16 protein-coding genes are annotated in these 25,714 nt (G+C 71.3%); 9 read left to right on the top strand and 7 right to left on the bottom strand.

What is annotated here, in order from left to right:
• The first annotated feature begins 135 nt into the window (after positions 1–135).
• On the top strand, positions 136–3,141 hold the full coding sequence (locus WMF39_RS29480) for a PEP/pyruvate-binding domain-containing protein (RefSeq protein WP_437739818.1): 3,006 nt from the start codon (positions 136–138) through the stop codon (positions 3,139–3,141).
• A gap of 169 nt (positions 3,142–3,310) precedes the next feature.
• Here WMF39_RS29480 and WMF39_RS29475 read toward each other — a convergent pair whose 3' ends face one another.
• Positions 3,311–4,081: a hypothetical protein gene (locus WMF39_RS29475; protein WP_437739817.1), complete on the bottom strand. Its 771-nt coding sequence runs from the start codon at positions 4,079–4,081 to the stop codon at positions 3,311–3,313.
• Between the two features lie 383 nt (positions 4,082–4,464).
• Here WMF39_RS29475 and WMF39_RS29470 point away from each other — a divergent pair, with 383 nt between their 5' ends.
• The gene (locus WMF39_RS29470) at positions 4,465–5,505 is read left to right on the top strand and encodes a Gfo/Idh/MocA family protein (RefSeq protein ID WP_437739816.1); all 1,041 of its coding nucleotides are present in this window, start codon (positions 4,465–4,467) and stop codon (positions 5,503–5,505) included.
• A gap of 7 nt (positions 5,506–5,512) precedes the next feature.
• On the opposite strand, the gene WMF39_RS29465 is transcribed toward WMF39_RS29470, so the two are convergent.
• Positions 5,513–9,070, bottom strand: a complete 3,558-nt coding sequence (locus tag WMF39_RS29465; RefSeq protein ID WP_437739815.1) for an AgmX/PglI C-terminal domain-containing protein — start codon at positions 9,068–9,070, stop codon at positions 5,513–5,515.
• Between the two features lie 274 nt (positions 9,071–9,344).
• On the opposite strand from WMF39_RS29465, the gene WMF39_RS29460 reads away from it, so the two are divergent.
• The gene (locus WMF39_RS29460; protein WP_437739814.1) at positions 9,345–10,019 is read left to right on the top strand and encodes a hypothetical protein; all 675 of its coding nucleotides are present in this window, start codon (positions 9,345–9,347) and stop codon (positions 10,017–10,019) included.
• Positions 10,020–10,070: 51 nt separating this feature from the next.
• Positions 10,071–11,165 (top strand): Kelch repeat-containing protein, encoded by a 1,095-nt coding sequence (locus WMF39_RS29455; RefSeq protein WP_437739813.1) that lies wholly within the window; start codon positions 10,071–10,073, stop codon positions 11,163–11,165.
• Between the two features lie 112 nt (positions 11,166–11,277).
• Here WMF39_RS29455 and WMF39_RS29450 read toward each other — a convergent pair whose 3' ends face one another.
• On the bottom strand, positions 11,278–13,332 hold the full coding sequence (locus WMF39_RS29450) for an ATP-binding protein (RefSeq protein WP_437739812.1): 2,055 nt from the start codon (positions 13,330–13,332) through the stop codon (positions 11,278–11,280).
• A 163-nt stretch (positions 13,333–13,495) separates the two neighbouring features.
• Between WMF39_RS29450 and WMF39_RS29445 the strand changes: the two genes are divergently transcribed.
• Both WMF39_RS29445 and WMF39_RS29440 read left to right on the top strand, forming a co-directional pair.
• Positions 13,496–14,722 carry a sigma-54-dependent Fis family transcriptional regulator gene (locus tag WMF39_RS29445; RefSeq protein ID WP_437739811.1) on the top strand — a complete coding sequence of 409 codons (1,227 nt, stop codon included), beginning with the start codon at positions 13,496–13,498 and terminating at the stop codon, positions 14,720–14,722.
• A 118-nt stretch (positions 14,723–14,840) separates the two neighbouring features.
• Positions 14,841–15,620 (top strand): hypothetical protein, encoded by a 780-nt coding sequence (locus tag WMF39_RS29440; RefSeq protein WP_437739810.1) that lies wholly within the window; start codon positions 14,841–14,843, stop codon positions 15,618–15,620.
• 81 nt (positions 15,621–15,701) lie between these two features.
• Here WMF39_RS29440 and WMF39_RS29435 read toward each other — a convergent pair whose 3' ends face one another.
• Positions 15,702–17,612, bottom strand: coding sequence for a DUF4215 domain-containing protein (locus WMF39_RS29435; protein WP_437739809.1), 1,911 nt, complete (start codon positions 17,610–17,612; stop codon positions 15,702–15,704).
• A 268-nt stretch (positions 17,613–17,880) separates the two neighbouring features.
• On the opposite strand from WMF39_RS29435, the gene WMF39_RS29430 reads away from it, so the two are divergent.
• Complete coding sequence (locus tag WMF39_RS29430; RefSeq protein WP_437739808.1) at positions 17,881–18,627, top strand: TVP38/TMEM64 family protein; 747 nt, start codon at positions 17,881–17,883, stop codon at positions 18,625–18,627.
• Between the two features lie 651 nt (positions 18,628–19,278).
• On the top strand, positions 19,279–21,024 hold the full coding sequence (locus WMF39_RS29425) for a glycoside hydrolase family 5 protein (RefSeq protein ID WP_437739807.1): 1,746 nt from the start codon (positions 19,279–19,281) through the stop codon (positions 21,022–21,024).
• Between the two features lie 217 nt (positions 21,025–21,241).
• Here the strand turns inward: WMF39_RS29425 and WMF39_RS29420 are convergent, their stop codons facing one another.
• A complete protein-coding gene (locus WMF39_RS29420) occupies positions 21,242–22,657 on the bottom strand; it encodes a right-handed parallel beta-helix repeat-containing protein (RefSeq protein ID WP_437739806.1) in 1,416 nt (471 codons plus the stop codon).
• 525 nt (positions 22,658–23,182) lie between these two features.
• Here WMF39_RS29420 and WMF39_RS29415 point away from each other — a divergent pair.
• Positions 23,183–24,190: a hypothetical protein gene (locus tag WMF39_RS29415; RefSeq protein ID WP_437739805.1), complete on the top strand. Its 1,008-nt coding sequence runs from the start codon at positions 23,183–23,185 to the stop codon at positions 24,188–24,190.
• 62 nt (positions 24,191–24,252) lie between these two features.
• On the opposite strand, the gene WMF39_RS29410 is transcribed toward WMF39_RS29415, so the two are convergent.
• The gene (locus tag WMF39_RS29410) at positions 24,253–24,627 is read right to left on the bottom strand and encodes a DUF4406 domain-containing protein (RefSeq protein ID WP_437739804.1); all 375 of its coding nucleotides are present in this window, start codon (positions 24,625–24,627) and stop codon (positions 24,253–24,255) included.
• A 9-nt stretch (positions 24,628–24,636) separates the two neighbouring features.
• Entirely contained in the window at positions 24,637–25,671 is a 1,035-nt protein-coding gene (locus WMF39_RS29405; protein WP_437739803.1) for an aspartate-semialdehyde dehydrogenase, read from the bottom strand.
• Positions 25,672–25,714: the final 43 nt, after the last annotated feature.

The raw sequence follows: 25,714 nt of genomic DNA, 5'->3' as shown, positions 1-25,714 counted from the left end.
CGCCGGTGCGTGCGGCACGCCGCGTGCTGTCGGAGCGGGCATGACGGTGCAGGAACGACGGGAGCATGCATGATGGAGCGCTCACCCAGCGATCGCGTTCACCCTTGGCCCCAGCCGCGTGTGGGTGCGGCTCTCTTGTCGCTTGCCCTTGGCGTCGGCTGCTCGGGCGAGACCCAGCTCCCGACGGAGGAGCACCCACCGAAGCCGGAGGTGTGCGACTTCGAGCTTCCCGTGGCCGCCGCGCCTGCGCTGAGCGGCGATCTTCGGATCAACGAGGTGATGACCGGCAACGACGGCGCCTGGGTCGACGAGGTCGGCGAGACGGACGATTTCATCGAGCTGATGAACATCGGCCAGCGCGCGCTCGATCTCGGGGAGTACGCGCTGAGCGACAAGTCCGGCAAGGCGACGCGGCTGCCGAAGATGGCGCTCGGGCCGGGGCGAACGGTGCTGCTCTGGGCCGACGACGCGCCGGAGCAGGGCCCGCTGCACCTGCCGTTCAAGCTCTCGAATTCGGGCGCGCGCGTGGCGCTGTGGTCGGCGTCGTGCGAGCTCGCCGACCTGGTGAATGTGCCGGAGCTGCCGCGGTCCGAGAGCTACGCGCGCTTGCCCGACGGCACGGGCGAGCCGTCGATCTGCCGCTATGCCACGCCCGAGCGAGAGAACGGCGAGACCTGCGGTCCGCCGGATCCGCCGAACCTCGACGACAGCATCCGCTTCGCGCCTTTCCAGTGGCCCGAGCCGTTCCCGGCCATCGCCGGGCCGCTGGTCATCTCCGAGCTCTCGCTGCGGCCCGCGGGGTTCGTCGAGGTGCTGAACGCGAGCGGCGCGCCCGTCGCGCTCGACGGCTTCGCGCTGCGCCTCGCGGCGCTCTCTCCGGGGCAAGCGCTGCCCGGCGCCGATGCGGGCGTGCTGCTCGCGTGGCCCGAGCCGTCCGCCACGCTCGCACCGGGGGAGCGGTTGAGCGTCCCGGTGAGCGCGAGCGACACGGCCGAGATCGAGGCCTCGCCCGATTTCGAGGGCGTGGCGACGCTGTGGCGCGAGGACAGCCCGGAGCCGAGCGATCGCGTCGACTTCATGGCCTGGCCCGAGGGCGCGTCGCTGGCCCGCGTGCCCGACGCCGACGGGGCGCCGCGCTTCTGCGGGGCGGCGAGCCCCGGCGCCGCGAACGAGGGCTGCGCCGAGCTCCCGGGGCGTGAGCTCGCGAGCGGGCGCACGCACCGGCTGGAGACGGCGGCGGACTTCGCCGAGCTGGCCGAGGGCGGCACCGCGGTCGGTGAGCTCGGCGTCAAGTTCGTCGTCGACATGGCCGCGAACGACACGGTGCACCTCCTGAGCACGCGCGATTGGGCGCTCCACTACACCTTTGTCCGCGAGCAGATCCGGAAGGAGCCCCACCTCGATCGCTGCGATCCCGAGCAAGCCGCGGAGTTCAACGTCGGCTGGGGCTTGTTCAGCCAGACCGAGTACTTCCGGTCCGAGGGCCGTCGCTACCTCCTCGGCACGCTGGTCGAGCACACCAACGGAGCCAAGACCGTCGAGTTCTCGCCCGGCGACCAGATCGTCGGCGAGCAGATGCGGCGCGCGTTCTTCGCGGCGATGAAGGCGGTGCCCGACCCGGAGGCGTGGGCGATTCGGCCCACCGAAGGGCGCCAGATCCTCGAGCTGCGGGCGATCGAAGGGACCGCGCCCATCGTGGGGCCGAACGCGCCGTACAAGGGGCTCACGTACCAGTCGCTGAACCCGGCCGAGGGCTTTGGTACGCTGACGTTCGTCCCGGCGCGCGATCTGGAGACGGCCGAGCTCGGGCCGAACGTGATCGTGGTGACCGACGACGTGCCGAACGAGACCGCGTTCATGGGCGGCCTCATCACCGAGGCGTTCCAGACGCCGCTCGCGCACGTGAACGTGCTGGCGCGCGGCCGGGGCACGCCGAACATGGCCCTGCGCGGCGCGCGCGACGACGAGCGCCTGAAGGCCCTGTTCGGCAAGCTGGTGCGGCTCGAGGTGCGCGCGTCGGACTTCGACATCCGCGAGGCCACCGCGCAGGAGGCGGACGCTTACTGGGAGAAGCGCAAGCCGACCGGCGCGCGGCTCTCGCCGGCGCTCGACCTCTCGGTGCGCGGGGTCGTGCCGCTCGACGCCGCGGGTTACACCATGAGCGACAGCATCGGCTCCAAGGCGGCAGGCATGGCCGAGCTGTACCGCGTGAGCGGCGTGGGGCAGTATTGCCCGCTCGACCTGCTGCCGCTGTACGTGCCGCCCGCCGCGTTCGCGATCCCGTTCTCGCACTACATGGATCATTTCGAGGCGAGCGGCGCGGCGGAGCTCCTGGCCGAGCTCGAGCAGGATCCCGAGTTCCGCGCCGATCCGCACGCGCACGCCGAGGGCCTGGCCGAGGTGCGGGCGCGGATGCTGGCGCACCCGGTGGACCCCGCGATCTTGAGCGAGGTCACGGGCGCGATCGAGCAGCGCTTCGGCGGCGACCGCGTGCGCCTGCGCAGCAGCAGCAACACCGAGGATCTCGCGACCTTCAACGGCGCGGGCCTGCACACGTCGACGAGCGGCGACCTGGACGCCGAGTCGAGCTCCATCGAGGACGCGCTGCGCACCGTCTGGGCGAGCCTGTGGAACACGCGCGCTTACGACGAGCGCGAGTTCGGCCACGTCGAGCAGGCGCGCGCGGCCATGGCCGTGCTGGTGCACCAGGCCTGGCAATCCGAGCGCGCGCAGGGCGTGGCGATCAGCCGCAACGCGCTCGACGCGACCCGCGACAGCCAGTACTACATCAACGCGCAGATCGGGGAGGCCTCGGTCACCAACCCCGCGCCCGGCGTGACCAGCGACGAGATCGTGTACACGCCGCCGCCTCGCACGATCAAGGCGGAGTACCACACGCGCTCGAGCCTGTCGCGCGGGCGCGACGTGCTGTCGTTCCCGGAGGTCCAGCGGCTCGGGTGCGTGCTCGAGGCCGTCCACGCGCATTACCGGCCGCTGGTGGACCCGGAGGGGGAGAACCGGCTGTACGCGATGCAGATCGAATGGAAGCTGATCGGCCCGGAGCGCCGGCTGCTGGTCAAGCAGGCGCGGCCCTACAGCTTCGGCACGCTGGAGGCGCCCGGCGACTGCCGCGAATACTAGAGCGACGGTCACCCGCTTCGGATACGGGCCCACCTCGACGTTTTCGGTGCTCAGCGCACCGGAGTGCGCTTGCGCGCCGAAAACGCCGATCTGGGCCCGTCTCCTGTGCGGGAGACCGCCGCTCTGCTCTGCATCTTGCAGAGGTGGGCGGAAACCGCTGTAGATCCTCTCATTCGAGGAACACCGTGATCGGCTGCAAGCTCATGGTGGCCGAGCGGTTCGCCGGATCCGTGAAGCAGGAAGGGTGATAGATGCCGTTCTTGGGGGCGATGGGGTCGCAATAGGTGTCACACGGGCCAAGGAGCTGGATCGCCCCGCACGGCTCGATGGAGCCAGTCGTCTCGTCGATGTGCCCGGCGGCGCAGTCACGAAGCGCCGCGCGTGAGCTCGCATCGTTCTCTGGAACATGGCAGGCATAGAGCGCCGGCGAGCTCCCGTAGATGTTGCCCCAGAACGCACCCTCCTCCCTCGTGAACGTGGACAGCTCCGGCGAGTTTTGTTTGTTGAGCGCCTTGGTGGGTCCACGCGAAGAGAGCACGACGGGGACCCTGTAGTAGTTGGTGCGCGCCGCCAGGCACGCCGAGATCCAGCGCTGTCCGTTACCATCCAGCGGGACCCACGCCCAGCTCCTCACGAGTCCGAGCACGCCTGTGTAGATCTCGTCGTGATAGACGCCAGAGGCGTCGATCCAGCCGAAACGGAACGATTGCGAGCTTTCGAGCGCGCACTCGACGACGTACCTCAGGTGCTCGCGTGAGAGGGCGCCGTCCGGCCCAGGGTCCAGGATCGCGGTCAGCGCCTGCGGGCCAAGGGCGATGAGGCTCAAGGCGCCGACCGCCAGCGCGTTGGGGTTCAGCGCGTTGGGATTGAGCGCGTTGGGGTTCAGCGCGTTGGGGTTCAGCGCATTGCCGGCCTCGAGCGCGCTCTGCGCTTCGCCCAAGGGCGCTTCCAGCCACTCTCCGTCCTCGCCGCATCCGGTTCCGGCCAGAACGATGAGCGGTATCAGACCTGCCATGGTATTTCGAGCCATATCAGTCCCCCACTGAAAGGCTGCAATTCTGGTAATAATGGCAGAGTTTACTGAGGGTGTCGAGCGAGCGGGTCGAAGTCGTGGCGTGACGTCCGATGGACAGACGTCTGGAGCGTGAGGGGGACTTCGATGGCGTGCTCTGTCCCGCCTGTTCCGCCCCCTGGTCGATCTCGGGTGCGTCATTGGCGGCGAGGAGATCGCGGGGCGCTCGGCGCCTCGGCGGTTCCGCCGGTGCTTGCCGAGCGTTTACAGGCGCGCCGTCGACCGTTAGTTTCGCGAGCAGCGAGGTGCCCATGTCCACATCTGCCGAAGGTCCGACGTCCGACGAATCCCTCACCCCCGTGCGCTGGGGCGTCCTCGGGGCGAGCAACTTCGCGTTGACGGTCAGCCTGCCCGGCATGAAGCGGGGGCCGCTGACCGAGCTCGCCGCGCTGGCGTCGCGCGACATCGACAAGGCGCGCGAGGCCGCGCGGTCGCTCGGGATCCCGAAGGCGTACGGCAGCTACGATGAGCTGCTCGAGGATCCGGAGATCGATGCCGTCTACAACCCGCTGCCCAACCACCTGCACGTGACGTGGACGGCGCGCGCTGCCCGCGCCGGCAAGCACGTCCTGTGCGAGAAGCCGATCGCGCTCAGCGCGAAGGACGCCGAGGCGCTCGTCGACGTCCAGCGCGAGACGGGCAAGCTGATCGCCGAAGCGTTCATGATCCGCAACCACCCGCAGTGGCAGCAGGCCAGGGACTGGGTGCGAGGCGGCCAGATCGGCGATCTGGTCAGCGTCCAGGCGGCGTTCTCGTATTTCAACCGCGACGCCACCAACATCCGCAACAAGAAGGAAGTCGGGGGCGGCGCGCTCTATGACATCGGCTGCTACGCGGTGAACACGTCGCGCTTCCTGTTCGGACGCGAGCCCGTGCGGGCGATCGCGCTCGTCGAGCGCGATCCCGAGTTCGGCACCGATCGCTTGACCTCGGGCCTTGTCGACTACGGCGGCGCGCACCTGACGTTCACGTGCAGCACGCAGGCGGTGGCCTACCAGCGCGTGAACGCGCTCGGTACCAGGGGCCGCCTCGAGATCGAGATCCCGTTCAACGCCCCCGCCGACCAGCCGTGCAAGGTCTTCCTTGATGACGGCTCGACGCTGAACGGCAGCTCGGCCAGGGTCACCTCGTTCCCCGCCGTCGACCAGTACCACCTGCAGAGCGAGGCGTTCTCGCGCGCCATCCGCACGGGGAGCCCGGTCGAGAATTCGATCGAGGTCGCGGTGGGCAACATGCGGGTCATCGACGCGCTCTTCCGTTCCGTCGAGAGCGGGCGCTGGGAGAGGGTCTAGCGGCGCGTCAGCGCGTGACGGCGCCGAGCTCCACGAAGGCTCCGTCGGTCATGACCACGAAGGGGCGCTCGTCGAAGGTCAGACCGCCCTTGCCGTCGTGGTCGACGATCTGCAGCTTGCCCATGCCGTAGCCCATCGGGCCGCGCGCGTAGTAGTGCGCCTGCAGGGTGTACCGGCTGGCCCGGTGCTCCCGGGGCGCGCGGATGGTGAAGCACTCGGGCCCGTAGCCGGTGGTCACGTCGGCGTAGAGGCGCCCGCCGCCTGGCAGCGTCGGGTCGCCGTAATAGGCGTGGCCGCCGCGGTCGTCCCGGATGTGGAAGTCGACGTCGTTGGCGTCGGTCTCCCAGTTCAGCACGAAGCGGAGCGAGGGCGCGCTCTCGAGCGCGGCGCCGGCCTTCGCGAGCCGGGCCAGGATGGCCGCCCGGCGCGCGGGCTCCACCTTGAGCCACGCCGCGGCGACCAGGCCGAGATCCTCGCGCAGGATGCCCTCCACGCCGGCGAAGCGCCCCGGCGGGTAGCGGCGCGCGACGCCCGCCGCGAGCGCGTCGAAAGCGGCGGCGTGCTCGCCCCGCTTGAGGCGGGCGAACGCGAGCAAGCGGTGGCTCGCGGGGTGGTCGGGGCGCTGCTCGCGCGCCTTCTCGTACGTGTCGACCGCCAGCTCGAGGCCGGCGCCGCCCGCGAGCCGCTCGAGGCGCGCGCCGGTGAAGCGGCGGAGGTCCGCGCGCGCCGGGAACAGATCGATGAGCGAGCCGTACGCGCGGGCGGCGCCCGGCGTGTCGCTCGCCGCCTCGAGCGCCTCGCCGAGCGCGACGAGCGCGAGCACGTCGCCGGGGGCCTCCGCGTGCCAGGCCCGGGCGTCGCGCACGGCGGCCGGCGCGTCGCCCCGGGCGAGGGTGTCGTGGATCTGCTTGAAGCGGCCGGTGTACGGCTCCGATCGAGGGGGCGCGGGGGCGTCGGGGACATCGGGGGCGTCGGGGACATCGGGGGCGGCCGGCGCGGGCGCGCCGCTCGGGGGCGGCGAGAACAGGAGCGGGTACACCACGTCGACGCTGCCGCCCTCGGGCGCGGGGAAGGTGAGGTCGCGGAAGGCGCGGACCACGCAGGAGACCGCGGCGCTGTCGGGCAGATCGGAGCCGCCGTCGCGCGCGTTGACGAGCGCGCCGCGCGGGTCGATGGTGAAGCGCACGATGACGCGGCCTTGCAAGCCCGCGTCGCGCTGTAGCCCGCGCTCGTAGCAGAGGCGGAAGCGGCCGAAGCTCTGGCGGACGATGCGCTGGATCACCTCCGGCGGGAGGCGGCCGCTCACCTGGGTGGCGCCCATGCGGACCAACGGCGCCCCGGTCCGGTGGCTGCCAGCGAGGCGGCCGTGCCCGCTGCCGAAGCCCTGGCCGGTGCCCGTGGCGGCCGACGCGGCGCTCGGCGCGGGCGCCGCGGCCCCGGCCGCGGCCCCGCTGCCGTGGCCAAGGGTGCCGATCTCGCCGAGGCCGATTCCCTCGCCGCGGCCGCCGCCGCCCTCGCTGACGCCCGACAGCCCGAGCCCGCCGGCGCCCCCGCTGACGACCGACAGCGCGACCCCGGCCGCGCCGGAGGAGTGCTTGCTGTCCGCGCCAGGAGGAGGCGCCGGCGGCGCGGGGGGAGGGCGCAGGGCGGCGCTCCCGCCAGGGGAAACGTCGGCGCTCTGCGCAGCGGAAACCTCGGCGCGCTTGCCAGGCGAACCGCCGGCGATCGGGCTTTGGGCCGGCGCGGGGGCCGGCGGCTTCCCGGCCTGCGACCGCGAGCGCCTCTGCACGGCGACGCGGCCGCCCTCCACGGTCAGGATGTCGGAGAGCCCTCGCCGGGCGATGTCGAAGCGCGCGTAGTCGTGCTCGGTCTCCAGCACGAGCAGCGCGGTGTACGGGCTCAGCACCCGGTGCGCGATCGAGAGATCGATGATCTGCTTGCGGATCGCGTCCTTGTCGCCCCCGGCGCCCTCTCGGGCGAGGAGGCCGTCGATCTTCGCCCGGGCCCACGAGCGCTCGAGCAGCGGGCGCTCCACGCCGCGGAGGTCGGGCGTCGTGGTGCGGCCGTCGACCGTGAGCCGGACGGGCAGCTCGGCCGGCACCTCGGCGTAGACGAGCGCCTCGTCGCCGGGCTGCACGCCGTTCAGGGTGCGGGGCCAGACCCAGCGCGCGCCCTCGATGTTCACCGCGATCCCCGAGCGCGTGGCCGAGCCGAGGCGCCGCTCGATCTCGGCGGCGCCGCGCGCGCCGTCGACCACGGCGCCGTCGCGGGGCAGGCCCGCCGCGACGAGCTGCCGCAGCGCGGCCTCGTCGCGGAGGCCGCCGAGCGCGACCGCGTCGAGCCGCTCGATCCCCGCGCCCCGCAGCGCCGCCGCGGCGCCGCGCAGCGCGCCCGGCGCGACCTCGCCCGCCGTGGCGATGCCGTCGGAGAGCAGCACGACGCGGCGCTGGCCGCGGGCGCGCGCGCGTTCGCCTGCCCAGCGGAGCGCGCGACCGAGATCCGAGGCGCCGAGCGCCTGCCGCTCGCGGATGCGCGCGAGCTCCGCCTCGCCGAACGCCGCGGCCGCGCCGTCGAAGACGGGGGTGACGGCCTGATCGTAGCAGGCGACGGTGAGCGGCGCGCCCGGGCCGCCTGCCTGGGCGACCGCCCGCGCGAGGGCCGCGAGCGCGCCGAGCTGCTCCTCGAGCCCGAGCGCGCGTGATGCGCTCGTGTCCACGAGGATCACCGCGGAGGCGAGCGGATCGGGCCGCGCGTCCACCGGAGCGCTCACGCGGGCGAGCACGAGCTCGCCGCTGCGCAGGCCGCCGCGCGCCTCGGTCGACGTGAGCCGCGCGGGATCCACCACGAAATCGGCCTCGGGCGCGGCGTCGTTCCGGCGCAGCGCGTGGACGGGCGCGGCGGCGCCGGCGACGGTGGCCTCGATGTCGAGGCGGCTCACCGTGGGCAGGCCGCGCAACGGGACGGCGAAGGGCGCGTCCGGGCGGAGCTCCTGGGAGTACGACAGGACGATGTGCTTCACGCCGCGCGCCGGGATGGGGAAGACCCGCGCGCTCACCTCGTTGCCCGCCGCCTGCTCGAGCAGCGCAGGGTCCTGCTTGCGGTGGAGGAAATCCTCGTACGCCTCGCGCGCGCGCTGGCGCTCGACGACCTCGCCCTCCTGCCACCGGTCGTCGATCTTCATGGCGAGGCGCCCGACGCTCGCGCCGGGCGGCAGCGTCACGCTGAAGGTGCCCTCGAGCACGCGATCCTCCGGGTTCTCGAAGGTGAGGTGCAGCTCGGCGAGCGCGAGCGGCGCCTCGATCACCGCGCGGCCGGTGAGCGCGACGAGGCGCAGCCCGGTGCCGTCCGCGGCGGTGAGCCGGAACGGCGCGGCCTCGGCGCGGCGCGCCGCGACGGCGACGGCCGGCGCGGCGGGCAGGGGGCGCGGCGCGGCAGGCCCGGGCGCGCGCGAGAGCGAGGCGGGGGTCGCTGGCGGCGAGGGGCTGTCCGCGCAGCTGAGGAGGGCAGGGACGAGGGCGGCGATCGCGGCGAGCGCAGCGCGGCTGCGGAGGAGGGCTCTAGGCACGGGGGATCTCCGGTCGTTGCGCGGTGGGCCGAGCCTGAGCGCGGGCCCGCCAGCGGTGGGGCAGGGCGATCGACAACCCGGGCGGGCCCGAGGTTCCCGCCTCGGCGAGCGCGGCCGAGCGGCGAATCCCACGGCGTGGTCGGTGCGGCGTGGAGACGCAGGGGACTTGCATCCTCTCGACGGACAGCATCACCGCGGGGGCGCGACAGGGGCGCCAGCGCCGGCATCGAGACATGTGTGCAGCGTGCGCTTGCACTAGATTGCTGCGCACCTCATGCAGCTCCTGAACCTCCCTCCCGCCGAGCGCAGCTCGCTGCGTGTGCCGGGCGCGCCGTCGAGGCGCTGCCGGCTCCTCCCCGTCTTCCTGCTGGCGCTCGCGGCAGCCGCGTGCGGTGGCGAGCGCGGGGGCCACGACCGTACGCGTGATGGCGGCGCCGGCGGCGACGGCGGCGCCGGTGGCAACGGCGCCGCCGGCGATCAGGGCGGAGGCGCCGGGAGCGCGGGCCAGGGCGGCGCGCTTTGCCACGACTACACGCGCTTCGACGCCGGGCGCCCCGTGGGTTTCCGGACGGAGGTGCTGCCGCTCCTGCAACGCTCCTGCGCGACCGGCGCTGCTTGTCACGCCGACACGCGCGGCGACCCGACGCGGCCCTACCTGGGACCGACCGCGAGCACGCCGCCGGCGCAGGTCAGCGCGGAGGAGCTCGCCGCCATCCGCGAGCAGAACGTGAACGTCGACTCCGGAGAGGCCTCCGGGATGAAGCGCGTGGCGCCGGGGGACCCGGAGCACAGTTACGTCATGCACAAGATCGATGGAACGCTCGAATGCGAGCTCGTCTTGTGCGACGAGGGCTGTGGCCTCGCGATGCCGCCGACGCTGAAGCCGCTCTCGGCCGACGAGAAAGACACCGTTCGCCGCTGGATCGCTCATGGCGCCGCGATCGATTGAGGAGGAGGCCGCCGGCGGTCGATGGCTTCACTGAAAAGGAGATCCGTCACGATGTCTCACAGGAACGGTTCGCTGTGGTTCACACGGTGCATGCTCGCCGCGGCGAGCGCTCTGGCAGTCCTGGGTTGCGGCGATGGCGATCACGAGCAGCTGCGGCCGGTCCCGACGCCCTCAGCGTTCCGCACGCTCCCCACGGTCCCCACGGGGGAGGCCCGGGAGCTCGATCTGCCGCGGGCTCAGCCCCCGCGCCGCTATCCCGACCTGCCCGAGGCCGTCAGCTCCTTCGGCGCCGCCCTCGCCGACGACACGATCTATACCTACGGGGGGAACCTCGGAGGAGGCTTTGCGGCCGAGCACCAGTCGACAGGGTTCCGGCGGCTCTCCCTCGCGCAAGGCGGCGCCTGGGAGGACCTCGGGGCCGTGGAGCACCTGGAGAGCATCGCGCTCGTGGCGCACGGCGGCTTCATCTACCGTATCGGCGGCCTCCGCGTGGACAGCGCCATCGACGAGCCGGAGGTCCTCACCTCGGTGGCGACGGTCCAGCGCTACGATCCGCGCGAAGGGACGTGGCAGGCCATGCCGGACCTGCCCGAGGGGCGCTCCGGGCACGGGGCCGTGGTGGTGGGGGACCGGCTGTACGTCGTGGGGGGCTGGACGCTCGCGGGGCCCGGCGAGCTGCTGACCCGGGGCGTCGTGCTCGACCTCTCGACGCCCGACGCGGCGTGGGTCCCCCTGCCCGAGGCGCCGTTCACGCTCCGCTCGCTGGGCGTCGCGAGGCGCGGTGACACGATCTACGCGCTCGGCGGCGTCGGCGAGGGGATGGCGTTCTCGGGCGAGGTCTACCGGTTCGACACGAAGACCGAGGCCTGGTCGCCGGGCCCGGCGCTCCCCTCGGAGGTCCCGATTGCGGGCTTCGGCGCGACGGCGTGCAACGACGAACAGGACCTCTACATCAACATCGCCGACGGCCTCTTCCGGCTCAACGCGGCGGGCGACGGCTGGGAGCCCGCGGGAGCCCTGGAGTTCACGCGGTATTTCAGCCCCCTCATCTGTCCTGGCGACGGCGAGGTGATCGTCCTCGGCGGGCGATCCGCGGCGGACAACGAGCTGACCGCATCCGTCGAGTCCGTCGACGTGGCGCAGTAACGGCCGCGCGCCGAGCGCAGGAGCGCCGGCTCATAAAGTGGAGCTGGCTCCAGTTTGCTGGAGTCGTGCAACCCGTCGGGCGTGCGTGAGGAGCGGGTTGGCCTCCCTGGCTTCAGCGCGTGACCGGGATCGTGCAGGAGAACGTCGTCCCCGCGCCGAGCTCGCTATCGACCGAGATCTGCCCCCCGTGCGCCTCGACGATGCCCTTGACGATGTACAGCCCGAGCCCCGCGCCCGCGCAGCGCGCCGCCCGCCCTTGCCAGTAGCGATCGAACAGGCGCGGGATGTCTTCGGGCCGGATCCCCGTGCCCGTGTCGCTGACGGACAGGCGCACATCGGGCCCCTGGCGCTCCGCGCCGATCGTGATCTCCCGTCCTTCGGCGGTGAACTTCAGGGCGTTGCCCACGAGGTTCGACAGCACCTGGAGCATGCGGCCACGGTCGCAGCTGAGCTCCAGGCCGCTCCCCGGAAGGAGGGTGTGGAGCTGGATCCGCTTCTGCTCGGCGAGCGGCGCGAGCATCTCGGTGACCTCGCGCACGAGCGAGCCCACCTCGCACGGCTGGATGTCCAGCTTCAGGCCCTTCGCCTCGATGATCGCGGCGTCGAGCAGCTCGCCGAGCATCTCGACGGTGCGCTCCGCGGCGCGCTTGATCTGCCGCGCCCGATTGCGGATCGCCTGCCCCGCCGCGTCCGCCGGGGCCGATCGCTCGAGCAGGGACGCGGCCAGGATGATCGACGACAGCGGGTTCCGGAGGTCGTGCGCCGCGATGGCCAGCGCCTCCTCGCGGAGCCGCCGCGCCTGCTGCTCGGCCTCGTAGAGGCGCGCGCGCTCCAGGGCCTGCGCGCACTGCAGGGCGAGCGTCGTCATGAAGCGCCGGTCGTCCTCGCTGATCCGGCAGGTGTCGCGGTACGTGACCCCGAGCACCCCGATGGTCACGTCGCCCAGCGTCATGGGGACGCAGATCAGGGTCTTGGCCCAGTCGCCTACCGGCGTGTCCGGATAGGCAGCCTGATACGCCGCGAGCGACTCGAAGATCAGCAGCTGGCCCGTGCGGATGCAGTCGACGACAGCCATGCGCGCGGACATCGGAATGCGGCGCAGGCGCGCGACCACGTCCTCGGGGTAGCCGGGCGCGCGGAGGACCTCGATCACGTCGTCCTCCGCGAGGAGCGCGACGTACCCCGCGTCGGCGTAGAGCGCGGCGAGCCCGAGCGAGAGGACCACCTCGGCCACCTGCGCGGGCGTCACCGCGCGCGAGAGCTCGGACGTGAACGTCTGGAGGCGCGCGACGCGCGCCTCCGCCAGCTCGACCCGGATGCGCGCGACGCGCTCGCAGGCGAGCGCCCGCTCCCGCGCCTCCTCGGCCCGCTTGCGGCGCTCGATCTCGTTCACGACCTCGACGACGTACAGCGGCGCCCCCGCGCGATCGCGGGCGAGCGAGCGCGTGACCGCGACCCAGAGCATCGACCCGTCCCGCCGCACGCAGCGCTCTTCGGTGGTGGAAGAGGGGATCTCCCCATCGCCCAGCGCATGGACGTGCCGGAGCGCTCCCTCCGCGTGGTCCGGGTGCCGGAGATCCCGGGCGCGGAGCGCAAGCAGCTCCTCGACCGTGTATCCGAGCAGCTCACAGAGCTTCGGGTTCACGCGGAGCAAGCGGTCGTCGAGGGAGACGTGGGCCATCCCCACCGCCGCCTGATCGAAGGCCGCGCGGAACCGCTCGTCGCTCGAGGCGCGCGCGACGTTCGCCGCGCGCGCCTCAAGCAGAGCGCGGACGGCCGTCATCAGGAGCCGGCTCTCGGTCGGCCATGCGCGCGAGCCGGCACGACAGCAATCGTACGCGGAACCGTACGCGGAGCCGCACGTCGAACCGAGCGTCGAATTCGACGTCGATGGCTGACCGACGGCCGCGTTGGGCCGGCTGGCGTGCAACACCGGAGTGGCCGCCGCGCCCAGCGCCGCCTGGAGGCGCTGGCAGAGCTCGCACCGCTCGCCGTCCGGCAGATCGACGCCGATGAGCACCAGGTCCGGCGGTCGATGGGCTCTTCGCAGGCTCTCCGCGACCGTCGCTGCAAGCTCGACCCGCAGCCCAGCGGCCTCGAGCGTGCGGCGGATCTCCTCTCGTTGGGCCTCGTCATGATCGACGATCAGGACGGTAGGTGCCTGCATACGGTCCGCGCTCTTCCTTGGGAGAATGGAGAATTGAAATAGCTCACTTCCTCGCGGCTCGCCTCTCGAGGAGGCGTGTCGAGGGTACGAACTGTGCAAGATCCCGGAGCAGAATCGCGGACGATGGCGGACGCAACCGCGCGCTCGAACGAGGGGTGGGCTCATGGCAGCGTGGCTGGAATCAGCGCTCGAGGCGGGGCGCCTCTATCGCTCGATCGGCGTCCTGGAGGCGGAGCAGCTGCGTCCTCACGTGCACCGCGCCTGGGTGCGCTCTCACGGGGGAGGGGCCGATCCGCGCCGCCCCAAGGCCGAGTTCCTGAGCGCGCTCGACACCGAGCGCCTGCGCGAGCGGCACCAGGACCTCATCCTCGCTTCCGAACCCTACCTTCACGCGCTCAGCCAGGCCTCGGGCGACGAGCGCCATGCGGTCATGGTGGGGGACGCGCGGGCGGTTCTCCTGGATGTCCGCGGTGACGAGCAGACGATTCACGGCCCCGAACGGGTGCCCGGTCCGGGCGCGTTGCTCGAGGAGAGCGTCTGTGGCGCGAACGGCGTCGGTACGGCGCTCGCCGAAGATGGCTATACGGAGCTCGTGGGGCCGGAGCATTTCATTCAGGGATTCCATGTCTTCACGTGCCATGGGCTCCCGCTCCGGGACGGCGATGGGGCGGCCATCGGCGTGCTCAGCGTCTCGGTCAGGAGACCCGAGATTGGCTGGCGTCTCCGCGAAATTATGCTCTGCGCCGCGCGCGCCATCGAGATGGATCTCCTCGCCATGCGGCTCGAGCGGGACATGGATCGTCTGCTCACTGCGCGGGACGTGCCCATAGAGGAGCTGCGGCGGTTGCTGCAGGACATCCTCCAGGCACGGGCCGCCGCGCGGCTCAGGATCGATCTCGCCGCGGATCAGCTCGCCGGGAGCGTCCTCGCCCAGACGCGCGATCTGCTCCACCTCGCCGCCAGCGTGCTGCGCCGCTTCCAGCGCTCCGCTGCGCTGTGGCGGGCGCTCGCGCTGGGCGAGGCGGCGGCGCCGCGCCCGGTGGCGCTCGACGCGCTGATCCGCGATCTCACAGAGCTGCTGGAGGTCGAGTCGGCTGTCTGCGACGTCACGACCAGCATCCAGGAGCTCGAGCCCGTGGTGGTCCAGGCGGACCACGACACCCTGGCGCGCGGGCTCTTTCGCGTGCTGGTGAGCGCCATCCGGGCTGCGCGCCGCGGCGCCGTGCACCTCGCGCTCCGGGCGAGGCCGACGGGCGGAGAGCTGTGCCTCACGCTCTCACCCGGCGCGGGGGTCGCCCCGCGCGCGCCGCGCCCCGTGCGGGTGCTGGTGCCGGCACACCCGGGAGCTCCGGAGCGCGCGGCGAGCGATCTCTCGGCGTGCATGGCCTGAGCCGGCACCATCGCCGATCGAACGGCGTCGTCCCGGCGATCCGATTCTTGCTCCGCGCGCCGCGAGCGTATCGACGCGCGTTATGCTCGCCCGTCTTTTCGCTTGGAGGAGGTCCAGCATGAGTCGATCAGCGCTTGTCAACGTCGGGTTCGCGGCAATGTTCCTTGCGGCGGCGCCGCTGCTCCCGGCGTGCGCCGTCGGTCCGGACGGCACGGAAGAAGCGGAGTCCACCGGCCGCGCGAGCATCGCCCTGGTGGCGCAGACCAACGGGCACGTGTACCGGCTGAGCAACGCGATCTTCAGGATCGAGGGGCCGATCGTCACGTACCTCGGCACCTCGGATGATCCGGGCGAGACGGTGCTCAGCGCGGCATTGCCCACCGGCGATTACGCGAGCACCCTGGAGCAGGGCTGGGTCTTGCAGCGCGATGACGGGGGCACGTTTGTGCCCGTGCAGGCGACGCTGCTCACCCCTCCCACCGTCTCATTCGCTATTTACGATGGGGCCGTCACGCCGCTGGTCTATCAATTCCAGACGGACGGCACGATCATCACCATCGGGGATGGGCAGCTGGACATTTCCATCGAGGTGACCGAGGTCGGCGGTGGCGGCGCGTGCACGCCGTTCGGCGCCGGCTGTAGCGGTGGCGAGTGGTGCGCCCCAGGAGCGCTGCTGGGAGGGGTTCCGGCCTGCCTCCCGGGAGGCACCATCCCCGTAGGAGGCACCTGTGGAGGCGTCGAGGGGTGTGTGTCCAACGCCGCGTGCGGCGACCTGACCGGGGAGGGCCTCACCTTCACCTGCATCGAGCTCTGCCCGGGGAGCAGCTTCGGCGCGCCGTGCGCCAGCGGCGGGAGCTGCGTCGACATCGGGTACCCGGAGTTCGGGATCTGCTTCTGAGCGGGGTTCGCGGCGATCGTCGCCGGGAGCGCGCGGGCAGCTTCCGGCGACGATCGCATCGGGCGGCGACCCTCCGTCGGGTCAGCGCGGAATGAGGTTGCGGCAGCCGCTGCCGCAGGCGTCCCCGTCGCGGTTGTTGCCGTCGTCGCACTCCTCCACGGCCTGGACGACGCCATCGCCGCAGTACTCGCCGAGCTTGCAGTCCTGCGCGCACTCGCCGTAGCCGCCGTCGTTCACGCCGTCGTCGCACTCCTCGCCCAGGCTGACGACGCTGTCGCCGCAGACGGGCTTGCACTCGCTGCGCGCCGTCGCGAAGCCCTGCAGCGTGAGCTTGAACGTCGATGCCGCGGTCTGGCGCTCGGCGTGGAACACGGCGATCTGGTAGACGCCGCCGTCCGTCAGGCCGAGGTCGACGTTCCGCGGCTGGATGACATCGTCTTCCTCCGTCGCGTAGGTCACCCTGCCTCCCCCGTTGGCGTTGATGACGAGGCGCCCGTTGACGGCGCTATGGATGCCGCCGACGTCGACCGCGAGGCGATCGTTGATGAACACCCACACATCGTCGTCGCCGGTGAAGTCGAGCTCGTACTGCTCGCCCGCGTTGTACTGGAACCAGTAGCGGATCTCGCTCGTGAAATGGAAGTTGTGCTTCGGGCTGCCCTGCTCCTTCAGCCAGTCGCCGCCGCCGTAGCTCGGGAAGATGTCGGCCGCGACGCGCTCGGCCGCCGGGGTGAACGGATCGTCGTCGACCGGGAAGAAAAGGGGGCTACCGTCGTAGGTCTCCTCGATATACCGCGCCCAGTAGACCCCGTCGCGCACGTTGCAGCTGTGGAACTGCTCGCTGTGGATGTCGCCGCACTGCGGGGTGGCCTGGGCCGACGAGGTGCACTCCTCGTCGTTCACCTCGTTGCCCACGTTGCCGCAATAGTGCTCGCTCTCCTGGGACAGCAGGGTCCACTGCTCGCCGTCCTCGCCCCAGCGGTTCACGAAGCGGCCGTCGCCGGTGTCCCAGAGCGTGAGGGTGGTGACCGTGGTGCTGTTGGTGCCGGGCACGTCGTGGTACCACTGGGCGAAGGTCTGCGCGCTATTGACCAGGCTGTTTGCGGTGGTCATGTACGTCGGCTTCTTCTCGGCGTCGAGCCGGGGCGCGACCATGTTGAAGACCGGCGTGCTGCGGCCGGGACCATCCGGCTCGAAGTCGGGGTGTGCCTCCTTGAAGTCGCGGAAGACGACAGGCACGGCCATCGATCCCGAGGGCTGGGGGACGGCGCAGGTGTAGCCCGGCTCCTCCGTGCACGTCGCGGAGCAGCCGTCGCCGTCGATGTTGTTGCCGTCGTCGCACTCCTCGCCCAGCACGAGGCCATCGCCGCAGAGGGACGCGCAGGAGCCCGAGGAGCAATCGGGCTCGGCCTGGCAGCTCGAGGAGCAGCCGTCGAAGGGCATCGTGTTGCCGTCTTCGCAGCTCTCCGCGCCCTCTTGCGTCTTGTCGCCGCAGGTCGTCGGCGTGCAGGCGCTCGGGCTGCCGCTGCACTTGAAGCCGACCTCCACCTTGCAGGTCGGCGAGCAGCCGTCGGCCGCCTCGGTGTTGCCGTCGTCGCAGAGCTCCGGGAACACCACGGAGCCGTCACCGCAACGCGCGATGCGCGTGCAAGCGACCCCGGGCAGCGGGCACGACCAGCCGAGCTCGACCGAGTGACAGTCCGCCGCACAGCCGTCATCCCCCACGGCGTTTCCGTCGTCGCACGCCTCGTCGTTGGTCAGGCCCCCGTCGCCGCAACGGAACGCGCTATCGCCGTCGCCGATGTCCGATCCGCTCCCCGTGGTGTCGCCGTCGCCGAGATCGCCGCCGGTGGTGGTGGTGGGATTGTCCCCGCCGCCACCGGGGCCACCGCCTCCGGAAGGGCGGTCGGCGCTCGCAGAGCAGCTCGCCACCAGGGCGGCGCAGCTCGTGATGAAAATGGTTGAACCAAACCACGAAGATCGAGGACGCATGACCTGCTCCTTCCGGTTGCCCGGGACCTCTCGGGATGCGTGAATTGGCGACAGTCTCCCACGCGGGTGCCCTGAATTCGAGCCCTTCCTGCGCGCGTCGCCGCCTCCAGGTCTGTTGGATAAGGCGACTCCCCCTGTGCGCGGACAAATCCTGAACCAGCGTCTCTTTCGCCCGAGGGCGGACCGCGTGAGGGACGTATACTCGCGCGCCGGCCGGCTCGCTCCTCCTCGCAGGGCGGCCCGCCCGTCACCGGACCTGGAGCGCTGCATGTCGCGATCGTCTGACTCGACCCGTCCTCCGGGGAGCGCACGCCTCCCCGGCGCGACCGCGCGCCCCCGGCGCTCCTGGCCCGGGTGGGCCGGCTTCTCCGGCCTGCTCCTCCTGGTCATCCTCGTGCCGTTCTTCCTCTTCGCCGACAGCCTCGAGGCCGCGGCGCGAAGGCTGCTCGCGGCGCCTCCTTCGCCCATTGCGACGGCGCTCGTCCTCGGCGGATTGCTCGCTGGCGATATCGTCCTGCCGGTGCCATCGAGCCTGGTGAGCACGGCGGCGGGCGGGCTTCTCGGCTTCTGGCGCGGGACGGCGGTCTCCTGGGCGGGCATGATGGTGGGCTCGGGGCTGGGTTATCTGGTCGGCGCGCGCGCGGGCGCGCCGGCCTTGCAGCGGATGGTGGGTGAGGCGGAGCTCGCGCGCCTGAAGCGGGCCGCCGAGCGGCACGGCCGCTGGTTCCTGCTCCTCTTCCGCGGCGTGCCCGTGCTCGCGGAGGCGTCTCTCGTCTTCGCGGGCGCGGGCCGCATGCCCTGGCGCGCGTTCGTCACGGTGACGGCCCTGGCCAACCTGGGCATCTCCGCGACCTATGCCGCGGTGGGCGCCTCGGCCGCGCGGCTCACGTCCTCCCTGCTGCTGCTCGCTGGGATGGTGCTCCTGCCGGGGCTCGCGCTGCTCCTCGTGCGCCTGCCGGAGCGCTGGCGGCGACCGCGAGGGGAGGGCGAGGGCCGCGGAAGAGGAGGGGAGTAGCGTTACCCGCTCAGCCGCCGGCACACCCGCCGCCGTCAGGATCGATGAAGGCCGGAGCAGCGCGTCGACGCGCCGACGCGCCGCGTGCCCCCGTGACAGGCATCGTGGCGAGTCGTGGTCTTTCAGCGTGTCTTTCCCATTGACGAGCTCTGCCGATGTCTCCTTCCGACGAATTTGACGCTGTGCGCAGGATGGATGACGCCGCGCACCTATCGAATGACGCTGTGCACCTGGCGAATGACGCTGCGCGCCCTGCGGGAGCGCAGGGCGCCCAGGTGGTTCGACAATTCATGTGCAATTTGAAAGTCAAGCGCCTCGTGGCGCTCGCCCCCTCGTGCAGCGCTCCTGCAGGATCCCGTTGGAGGAGAGCGCCTCCTGCGATCCGCCGTCGTGGGAAAACACCGCCCTATCGATAATTGGCCTCGGCATCGGGGGTGCGTCTCGTCTTGACCCTCTGTTTGGTGGCGGGTAACATGCGAGCCCGGTTGGCAACCCGTCGGTGTTGCTTGATTGCGAATTCTGCGCAGGGTCGACTGTAGAGCGCGACCAACCGTTGATCTGGCTGAGATTGTCTTACGGACGAGCCTTGGGGGTTGTCGCTCGAAGCAGTGCGCCGTGCTCTGAATTTGTGCTTAACGAAAGAACGAACCTATGAGAATCCGAAGAAGCCATATCTTCTTGTGTTCCTTCGCCGCCCTTGCTCTGATGGGCATCGCCTGCGGTGGTGATGGATCGACCGCGGCGACCGGGGGAGGGCTGACGGGCTCCGGCGGCGCGGGCAGCGGCAACGGCTCGGGTGCGGGCAGCTCGGTGGGCAACGGCAGCGGCGCGGGCACCACGGTGGGCAACGGCAGCGGCGCGGGCAGCTCGGTGGGCAACGGCAGCGGCGCGGGCAGCTCGACGAGCAGCGGCGACACCAGCGGCGCCGGCGCTGGAATCCCGAGCGGCAGCGGCAGCGGCAACCCGGACGCGAAGCCGACGCCGGACACCGACGACTCACCGAACGGGAGATTCCGCGTCAACCTCGACAACGGCCGCCTGACGCAGGACGGCACGGAGATCCAGGTTCGCGGCGGCAACTGGTTCGGGCTCGAGGGACAGGACGATCTCGAGCGCCCCGGCGCCATGGAGCTCTTCATCGGGTCGATGTGGTGGGCGGAGAACAACGCCCCGCGCACGATCGCGGACACGATGAAGGAGCTCACCAGCTCCAACCTCAAGTTCAACACGATCCGGCTCCCCATCGCGCCGCAGACCCTGGTCGCCAACCACCCGGACGGCAACTACAGCACCACCTCGCCCCGGATCAAGAACAACGACCCGGACGTCTACCCGTACGCCAACGCGTACGAGGCGCTCGAGGACTTCCTCAAGCAGGCCAGCGCGAACAATCTGAACGTCATCATCGGCATCCACTCCTGCTCGAACCACCTCGGGTGGCGCGCGGGCAGGCTCGACGATAACAAGCCCTACGTGGACAGCGATCGCGAGAACTACGATTACAAGGCGGACGACTACACCTGCCTTACGGGCGAGGACGCCTACAACTACGACAAGTGGCTCGCGGACATCCGTAAGATTGCGCAGCTGCCCAAGAAGCTCAACATCAAGAACATCATCGGCATCGATTGCTTCAACGAGCCGTGGAAGTACAGCTGGCCCGAGTGGGCGGACATGGCCAAGGCGTGCTACGACGTCATCGCCGAAGAGAACGACGACATGATCGCGGTGGTCCAGGGCGTGTCCGGCAGCCACCAGCCCGCGGGCGCCAGCGGCCTGACGCTGGAGCCGGAGCCCCACGGCGACGAGAACCTCAACCCGAACTGGGGTGAGAACTTCTACGGACAGACGGCCTACCCGATCCAGATCCCCAGGAATCGGCTCTGCTTCTCGCCCCACACCTACGGGCCTGCAGTGTTCGTTCAGAAGCAGCACGTCGATCAGTCCAAGCCCGAGTGCGTCGGGCTCGAGGACGAGGCGGCCGCCAAGGCCGGGTGCGGGCTCATCCTGGAGCGGAGCAACGCAGAGGCCGTCGCGAAGCTGGAAAAGCAGTGGGACGAGCACTTCGGGTTCCTGCACGACCAGAAGTTCTGCGTGATCACCGGCGAGTTCGGCGGCGTGAAGGACTGGCCGAAGAACGAGATGGACCCGGCGCTGGCCCAGCAGTGGGCGCACCTGCCTGCCGGCAAGCGCTACGACTGGGAGTGGCAGAACATGTACGTGGATTACCTCATCAAGAAGAAGATGACGGACTTCACCTACTGGTCCATCAACCCCGAGTCGGGTGATACGGGTGGTATCTACAACCACAAGTACACCGATGCGGACAAGTCGGGCTGGGGCACCTGGACGGGGCTGGACACCGAGAAGGTCGAGATGCTGGCCCGCCTCAAGTAGGCCGAGCCGCTGACGAAGAAGACCGCCCGCAGGCCTGGACCTGCGGGCGGTTCTCTTTTGTGACTTCAGCCCACCTCTGCACCATGCCGAGCAGAGCGGCGGTCTCCCGCACAGGAGACGGGCCCAGATCGGCGTTTTCGGCGCGCAAGCGTACGAAGGTGCGCTGAGCACCGAAAACGTCGAGGTGGGCCCGTATCCGAAGCGGGTGACCGCCGCTCTAATCGCAGCTGTTGTCGCGGGCGTTTGCCAGCGTGAGGTTGCGGAAGGTGCTGTTCTCGGCGCAGGGGTTCTCGTTGACGGCCGTGTCCGTGATCGTGAGGTTCTGGATCGTGATGTCCGAGGAGTTCGCGAACTCGGTGCGTGCGGCCAGGCGGATGTCGCCGCCGCCGTCGACGGTCCCGGACTCGGCGGCGATGTTCACGTTGTGGCAGTTCTCGATCAGGATCGCGTTGTTGCCTGTGTCGGCGAGATCGATCCGGTCGATCGTGACGCCTCCGCTCTCGGACACGCAGAAGATCCCGCGCCCGCCGCCGCGGGCGATGACCTGGCCGACGTGGATGTTGGTGGGGTAGCCGCTGCCGATGCGCCCCGCGCGGTTGGCGAGCCGGAACGCCGCGTAGCCGGTGCCCGCGCCCGCGTTCATGGCGTCGACCTTCCCGACCTCGGCGTTGGTCGTGTCGTTCAGGAGGAGGCCGCATTCCCCGGTGTCGCGCGCGATGACGGTGCCGATGCGGATGTCGTCGACGCCGTAGGTCTCGACGCCGTGAGAGCTGGTCCCCTCGGCGTAGACATGGTCGATCTCGATGTTCTTCACCTTGTTGGCGCGGTCCGAGCGCCCATGGTTGTCGATGCGGACGCCGAGCCCGCTCGAGACGCGCAGCTCGACATGGCCGAGGCGCAGGTTCTCGACGTCGCGGAAGAACATGGCGTAGAGCGGGGTGCCGCTGATCGTGACGTTCGGGATCTCGATGTCGGTCCGGCCGCGCGCGTAGATGGGCGCGTTGTCGCCGGAGCCGCTGCCGGTGACGTCGATCGTGCCGCAGACGTTGAGCACGGTGTAGCTGGGCACGTTCAGCCGCGAGCTGGCGGCGACGGTCCCGGAGCCCTGGACGAGGACGCTCTGCTTGCTGGTGCGGCCGGAGCTCAAGCTGTCGAGCGCCGCCTGCATCGCGGCCCGCATGTCGCCCCCGCTGTAGACGTTGCGGGCGCCGTTCTGCGCGATCCAGTCGGATCCGGATCGGGTCACCACGGCGTTGTAGCCGCTCGTGTCTCCGTCGCATGGATACGCCGCGTCACCACCTCCGCTGCCGCCCGTCCCCGCCCCTCCGGCGCCGCTCCCGCCTGTGCCGGCCGCGCTGGAGTCCGCGCCTCCGGTGCCGTTTCCGCCGGTGCTCGCCGCGCCGGAGTCTGCGCCTCCGCTGCCGGTGCTGCTCGTGGCGGCGGAGCCTCCCGAGCCAGCCGCGCCGGCGCCCGACGTCCCGCCGCTCGCGACGCCGCCGCCCGCGCCAGAGCCACCGCTGGCGGGCGAGCCCCCCGTCGCCGAGCTGCCGCTTTCGGGCGAGCCCCCCGTCGCCGAGCCGCCGCCGCTGCTCTCCGGGTCGCTGCCGGCGTCCGAGCCGCAGGCCGCTGCCATGAGCAATCCGATGAGTGTTGCGGGTATCGCTGAGAGGGTGCGCAATCGAGTCTTCATTCCAAGCTCCGAACGGTGAAAGAGACCTGGCGCCCCCTGGTCCGCGCTCGCGCTCGGGGCCCGGCGCCCAGGCCCCTGAGGGGCAGCGTCGAGCGTTGACAGGACCGCCGTCGCCAGGAGGGTGTCCACGTGGGGGCAAGACCAATCACCGCTCTCGACCGGCGACGAGTCGTTCGCGTGCGAGCGCACGATTGCAGTGTTGCGCGTCGCCGGATCGATGCTCGAGGCTTCCCCAGCCGCCCCGCCGCGATGCCGCCCGAAGCAGTCGGCGAGCCTGACGGTTCGAACGACTGATCCCCATCTCTCACCTCCCAGGGCGGATCGGGCGGCGCGCTCGCCGATCGGCGGCAGCGGCCCGCTGCCGTGTTCCGCGGCGCTCCCGGCTTGGATACGCTACTTCACGAGCTCCCCCGTCTCGTGTGTGCATCCGGGGCCGAGCGCGCTGCTCTTCGAAGCCCCGCACCCGCCATGTACCGTACCGCCGCTCCCCTGCCTCCCGAGCCGCCCCGCGAGTGGCAGCTCATCGTCGAGGCCTTCCTGTACGAGCACCTCTCCGTGCCCGAGGCATGGCTCGCGCGCGCCGGGGGCACCGTCGCGCTGCTCGTCGGCGCGCGGATGCTCGCGCCCGAGCACCACGGGGAGAACCGCGCCTGGCTGTTCGGCGATCTGCGGCGGATGGAGGGCCAGCGGCCGCCGCTCCTCGCCCCCGCCTCGTTCGGGCTGGAGCGCGTATGTGCGCCGGGCGAGGCGGAGGCTCTCCCGCGGCACGTCGCCGTGTGCCCCTGGCCCGACGCGGCGGGGATGACGCTGGCGGGCATCGCGCGCCACCTTCCGGGCTCGCGCTTCGAGATCGGCGCGGCGGTGGAGGTCGCGGCGCAGCTCGCGCGCGTGCGGCTCGCCGTGCCGCACGCGCGCTTCACGTACGCGCGCGTCATCGTGTTCGAGAGCGGCGAGGTGCGGGTCGCGCCGCCCCTGCCGGAGACGGAGCGCTCGGCCGCGCTGAGCGATTCCGGGTTCGAGTACCTCGACGACCTGGGAATCAGGGGCTCCCCGCTCCACAACCCGAGCGACCTCGAGCCGGCCTCCGGCGTCGCGTCGGCGCTCTTCGAGCTCGTCGCGGGCTTCGGCGAGGCGGGCGGCGTCGCGAAGCGCCAGTTCCTCCACGCCGCGAGCACGGCGCAGCCCGCGCACCCGCTGCCGTCGGACTTCGGGGTGCGCAGCCGCGAGGTCGACGCCCTCGTCGCGCGGGGCACCTCGGGCGAGGCGTCGCTCCCCGAGATCGCGCAGGCGCTCGCGGCGCTCAGCCAGGCGCTCGACGGCGCAGCCGCGCTCGGGCGCGCGGTGCGCGCGAGCGTCGCCGCGGCCGCGCCCTCGCCGCCCCACGGGCAGACGTGGAATGGAAAGCGTATTTACATGCTCTTCCCCGACGTGCAGGCGCTCCCTGTCGGCGCTGGCTGGCCGGGGCCCGAGCCCTGAAGAGATCGCGCCGCCGCGGCGTCTCGTGCGCCTCTCACATGCCTCTCGTGTGGCAGCCGCGGCTAGCCGCGGCCCGGCACCTCGTCGAAGCTGAAGAAGACCTGCTTGCCCATGGAGCGGGACAGCTCGACCATCTCGTCGGCTCCCTTCGAGGGGCCGCCGATCCGCAGGCAAGCGTCGCAGCGCGCGACGAGCCGGCGCGCGACGGGATGGAAGATCTCATTGAAAATCTCGTCGCCGATCTGCCGCGACCCGGCGTGCTCGATGAGCGGCAGCGCGAACCATTCGCCGAGGACGGGGAGGTGGCCCGCCCGGAAGAGGCGCACGGCCATGTCGTTCATCGCGCGAACGTTGGCCGCGATCAGGACCGGATCATCGCCCGTGCCGGAGCGATAGGGCCCGGCGACGAGGATCATGAGGGGCTGGGTGGGTTGCATCGTTGACCGTCAGGGGGCCTGCAGGTCGCGATCGGCGCTCGGGAACCAGCGCGTCGCGGCGCGGACCGCGTTGGTGGCCGCGCCGAGCCGAAGGTTGTCCCCGACCACGGTCAGGCACACGCTCTTCCGGTCGCGGTCCCGGTGATCGGGGCGGATCCGCCCGACCAGCGCGAGGTCTCGGTCCTGCACGCAGTGGAGCGCGCTCAGGCCCTCGCCGGCAGCGCCGGGGAGGTGCTTCACGAAGGGCGACTTCGCCGGATCGCTCAGGATGCTCGCGACCCGATCGAGATCCACCGGGCGATCGAACGTGACCCACGCGTTCTCGTAGTGGCCGACCGCGACGCCGACCCGACAGCACTGCGCGGAGACGCCGAGCTCCGGCATGCTCAGGATCTTGCGGCTCTCGAAGATGAGCTTCCGCTCTTCCGAGGAGTAGCCGCTCTCGTCGGTGCCGCCGTTGTGCGGGACGGTGTTGCCGGCGTAGCCCGACGGCTTGAACGGCAGGCCCAGGCGATCGAGGGCCTGGAAGCCGTCGCGCGCGTCCGCGAGGAACGAGTCCAGGGCGGCGATGCCGGCGCCGCTGACCGCCTGGTACGTGCTCACCGTGACCGCGCTCAGCCCGAACTCCCGGCGCAGGGGCGAGAGCGCGAGCATCAGCGGGATGGTGGTGCAGTTCGGGTTGGCCACGAGCCGGACCGAGTCGTCGACGATGCTCGAGTTCACCCCGGCGACGACGAGCGGCACCTTCGGGTCGGCGCGGTACGTGTTGCTCTTGTCGATCACGCGGTACCCGAGCTCCACGAGCCGCGGGACGTACCGCTTGCTGTGATCGTCATCCAGGGCCACGAACGCGAGGTCTCCGCGGGGGGCGTCCTGCGCCTCGAGGCGCGACGCACTGAGCACCTCGTACGACTTGCCGTCGAGGGTGAGCTCCTGGTCCCGGCTCGCGAACAGGGCGAGCGTCGCGCCGGGCCAGGCCCGCGCGATGAGGGTGATGGTTTCGCGGCCGACAAGGCCCGTGGCGCCGAGGATGCAGATTCGCATAAGTGCGCTCTTTACCAGACCGGGGCCCAGCCGACGAGGGGCG

It is taken from the genome of Sorangium sp. So ce1504, from assembly GCF_051521635.1.
Lineage (GTDB): Bacteria > Myxococcota_A > Polyangia > Polyangiales > Polyangiaceae > Sorangium > Sorangium cellulosum_B.
Note: the sequence above shows the minus strand (reverse complement) of the source record. Positions and strands in the feature narration are given on the sequence as shown.

Bases quoted from the DNA above. Each gene is read 5' to 3' on its own strand.
- WMF39_RS29470 (WP_437739816.1), top strand. From the start codon at position 4,465: ATGTCCACATCTGCCGAAGGTCCGACGTCCGACGAATCCCTCACCCCC.
- WMF39_RS29460 (WP_437739814.1), top strand. From the start codon at position 9,345: ATGCAGCTCCTGAACCTCCCTCCCGCCGAGCGCAGCTCGCTGCGTGTG.
- WMF39_RS29455 (WP_437739813.1), top strand. From the start codon at position 10,071: ATGTCTCACAGGAACGGTTCGCTGTGGTTCACACGGTGCATGCTCGCC.
- WMF39_RS29450 (WP_437739812.1), bottom strand. From the start codon at position 13,332: ATGCAGGCACCTACCGTCCTGATCGTCGATCATGACGAGGCCCAACGA.
- WMF39_RS29445 (WP_437739811.1), top strand. From the start codon at position 13,496: ATGGCAGCGTGGCTGGAATCAGCGCTCGAGGCGGGGCGCCTCTATCGC.
- WMF39_RS29440 (WP_437739810.1), top strand. From the start codon at position 14,841: ATGAGTCGATCAGCGCTTGTCAACGTCGGGTTCGCGGCAATGTTCCTT.
- WMF39_RS29435 (WP_437739809.1), bottom strand. From the start codon at position 17,612: ATGCGTCCTCGATCTTCGTGGTTTGGTTCAACCATTTTCATCACGAGC.
- WMF39_RS29430 (WP_437739808.1), top strand. From the start codon at position 17,881: ATGTCGCGATCGTCTGACTCGACCCGTCCTCCGGGGAGCGCACGCCTC.
- WMF39_RS29425 (WP_437739807.1), top strand. From the start codon at position 19,279: ATGAGAATCCGAAGAAGCCATATCTTCTTGTGTTCCTTCGCCGCCCTT.
- WMF39_RS29420 (WP_437739806.1), bottom strand. From the start codon at position 22,657: ATGGCAGCGGCCTGCGGCTCGGACGCCGGCAGCGACCCGGAGAGCAGC.
- WMF39_RS29415 (WP_437739805.1), top strand. From the start codon at position 23,183: ATGTACCGTACCGCCGCTCCCCTGCCTCCCGAGCCGCCCCGCGAGTGG.
- WMF39_RS29410 (WP_437739804.1), bottom strand. From the start codon at position 24,627: ATGCAACCCACCCAGCCCCTCATGATCCTCGTCGCCGGGCCCTATCGC.
- WMF39_RS29405 (WP_437739803.1), bottom strand. From the start codon at position 25,671: ATGCGAATCTGCATCCTCGGCGCCACGGGCCTTGTCGGCCGCGAAACC.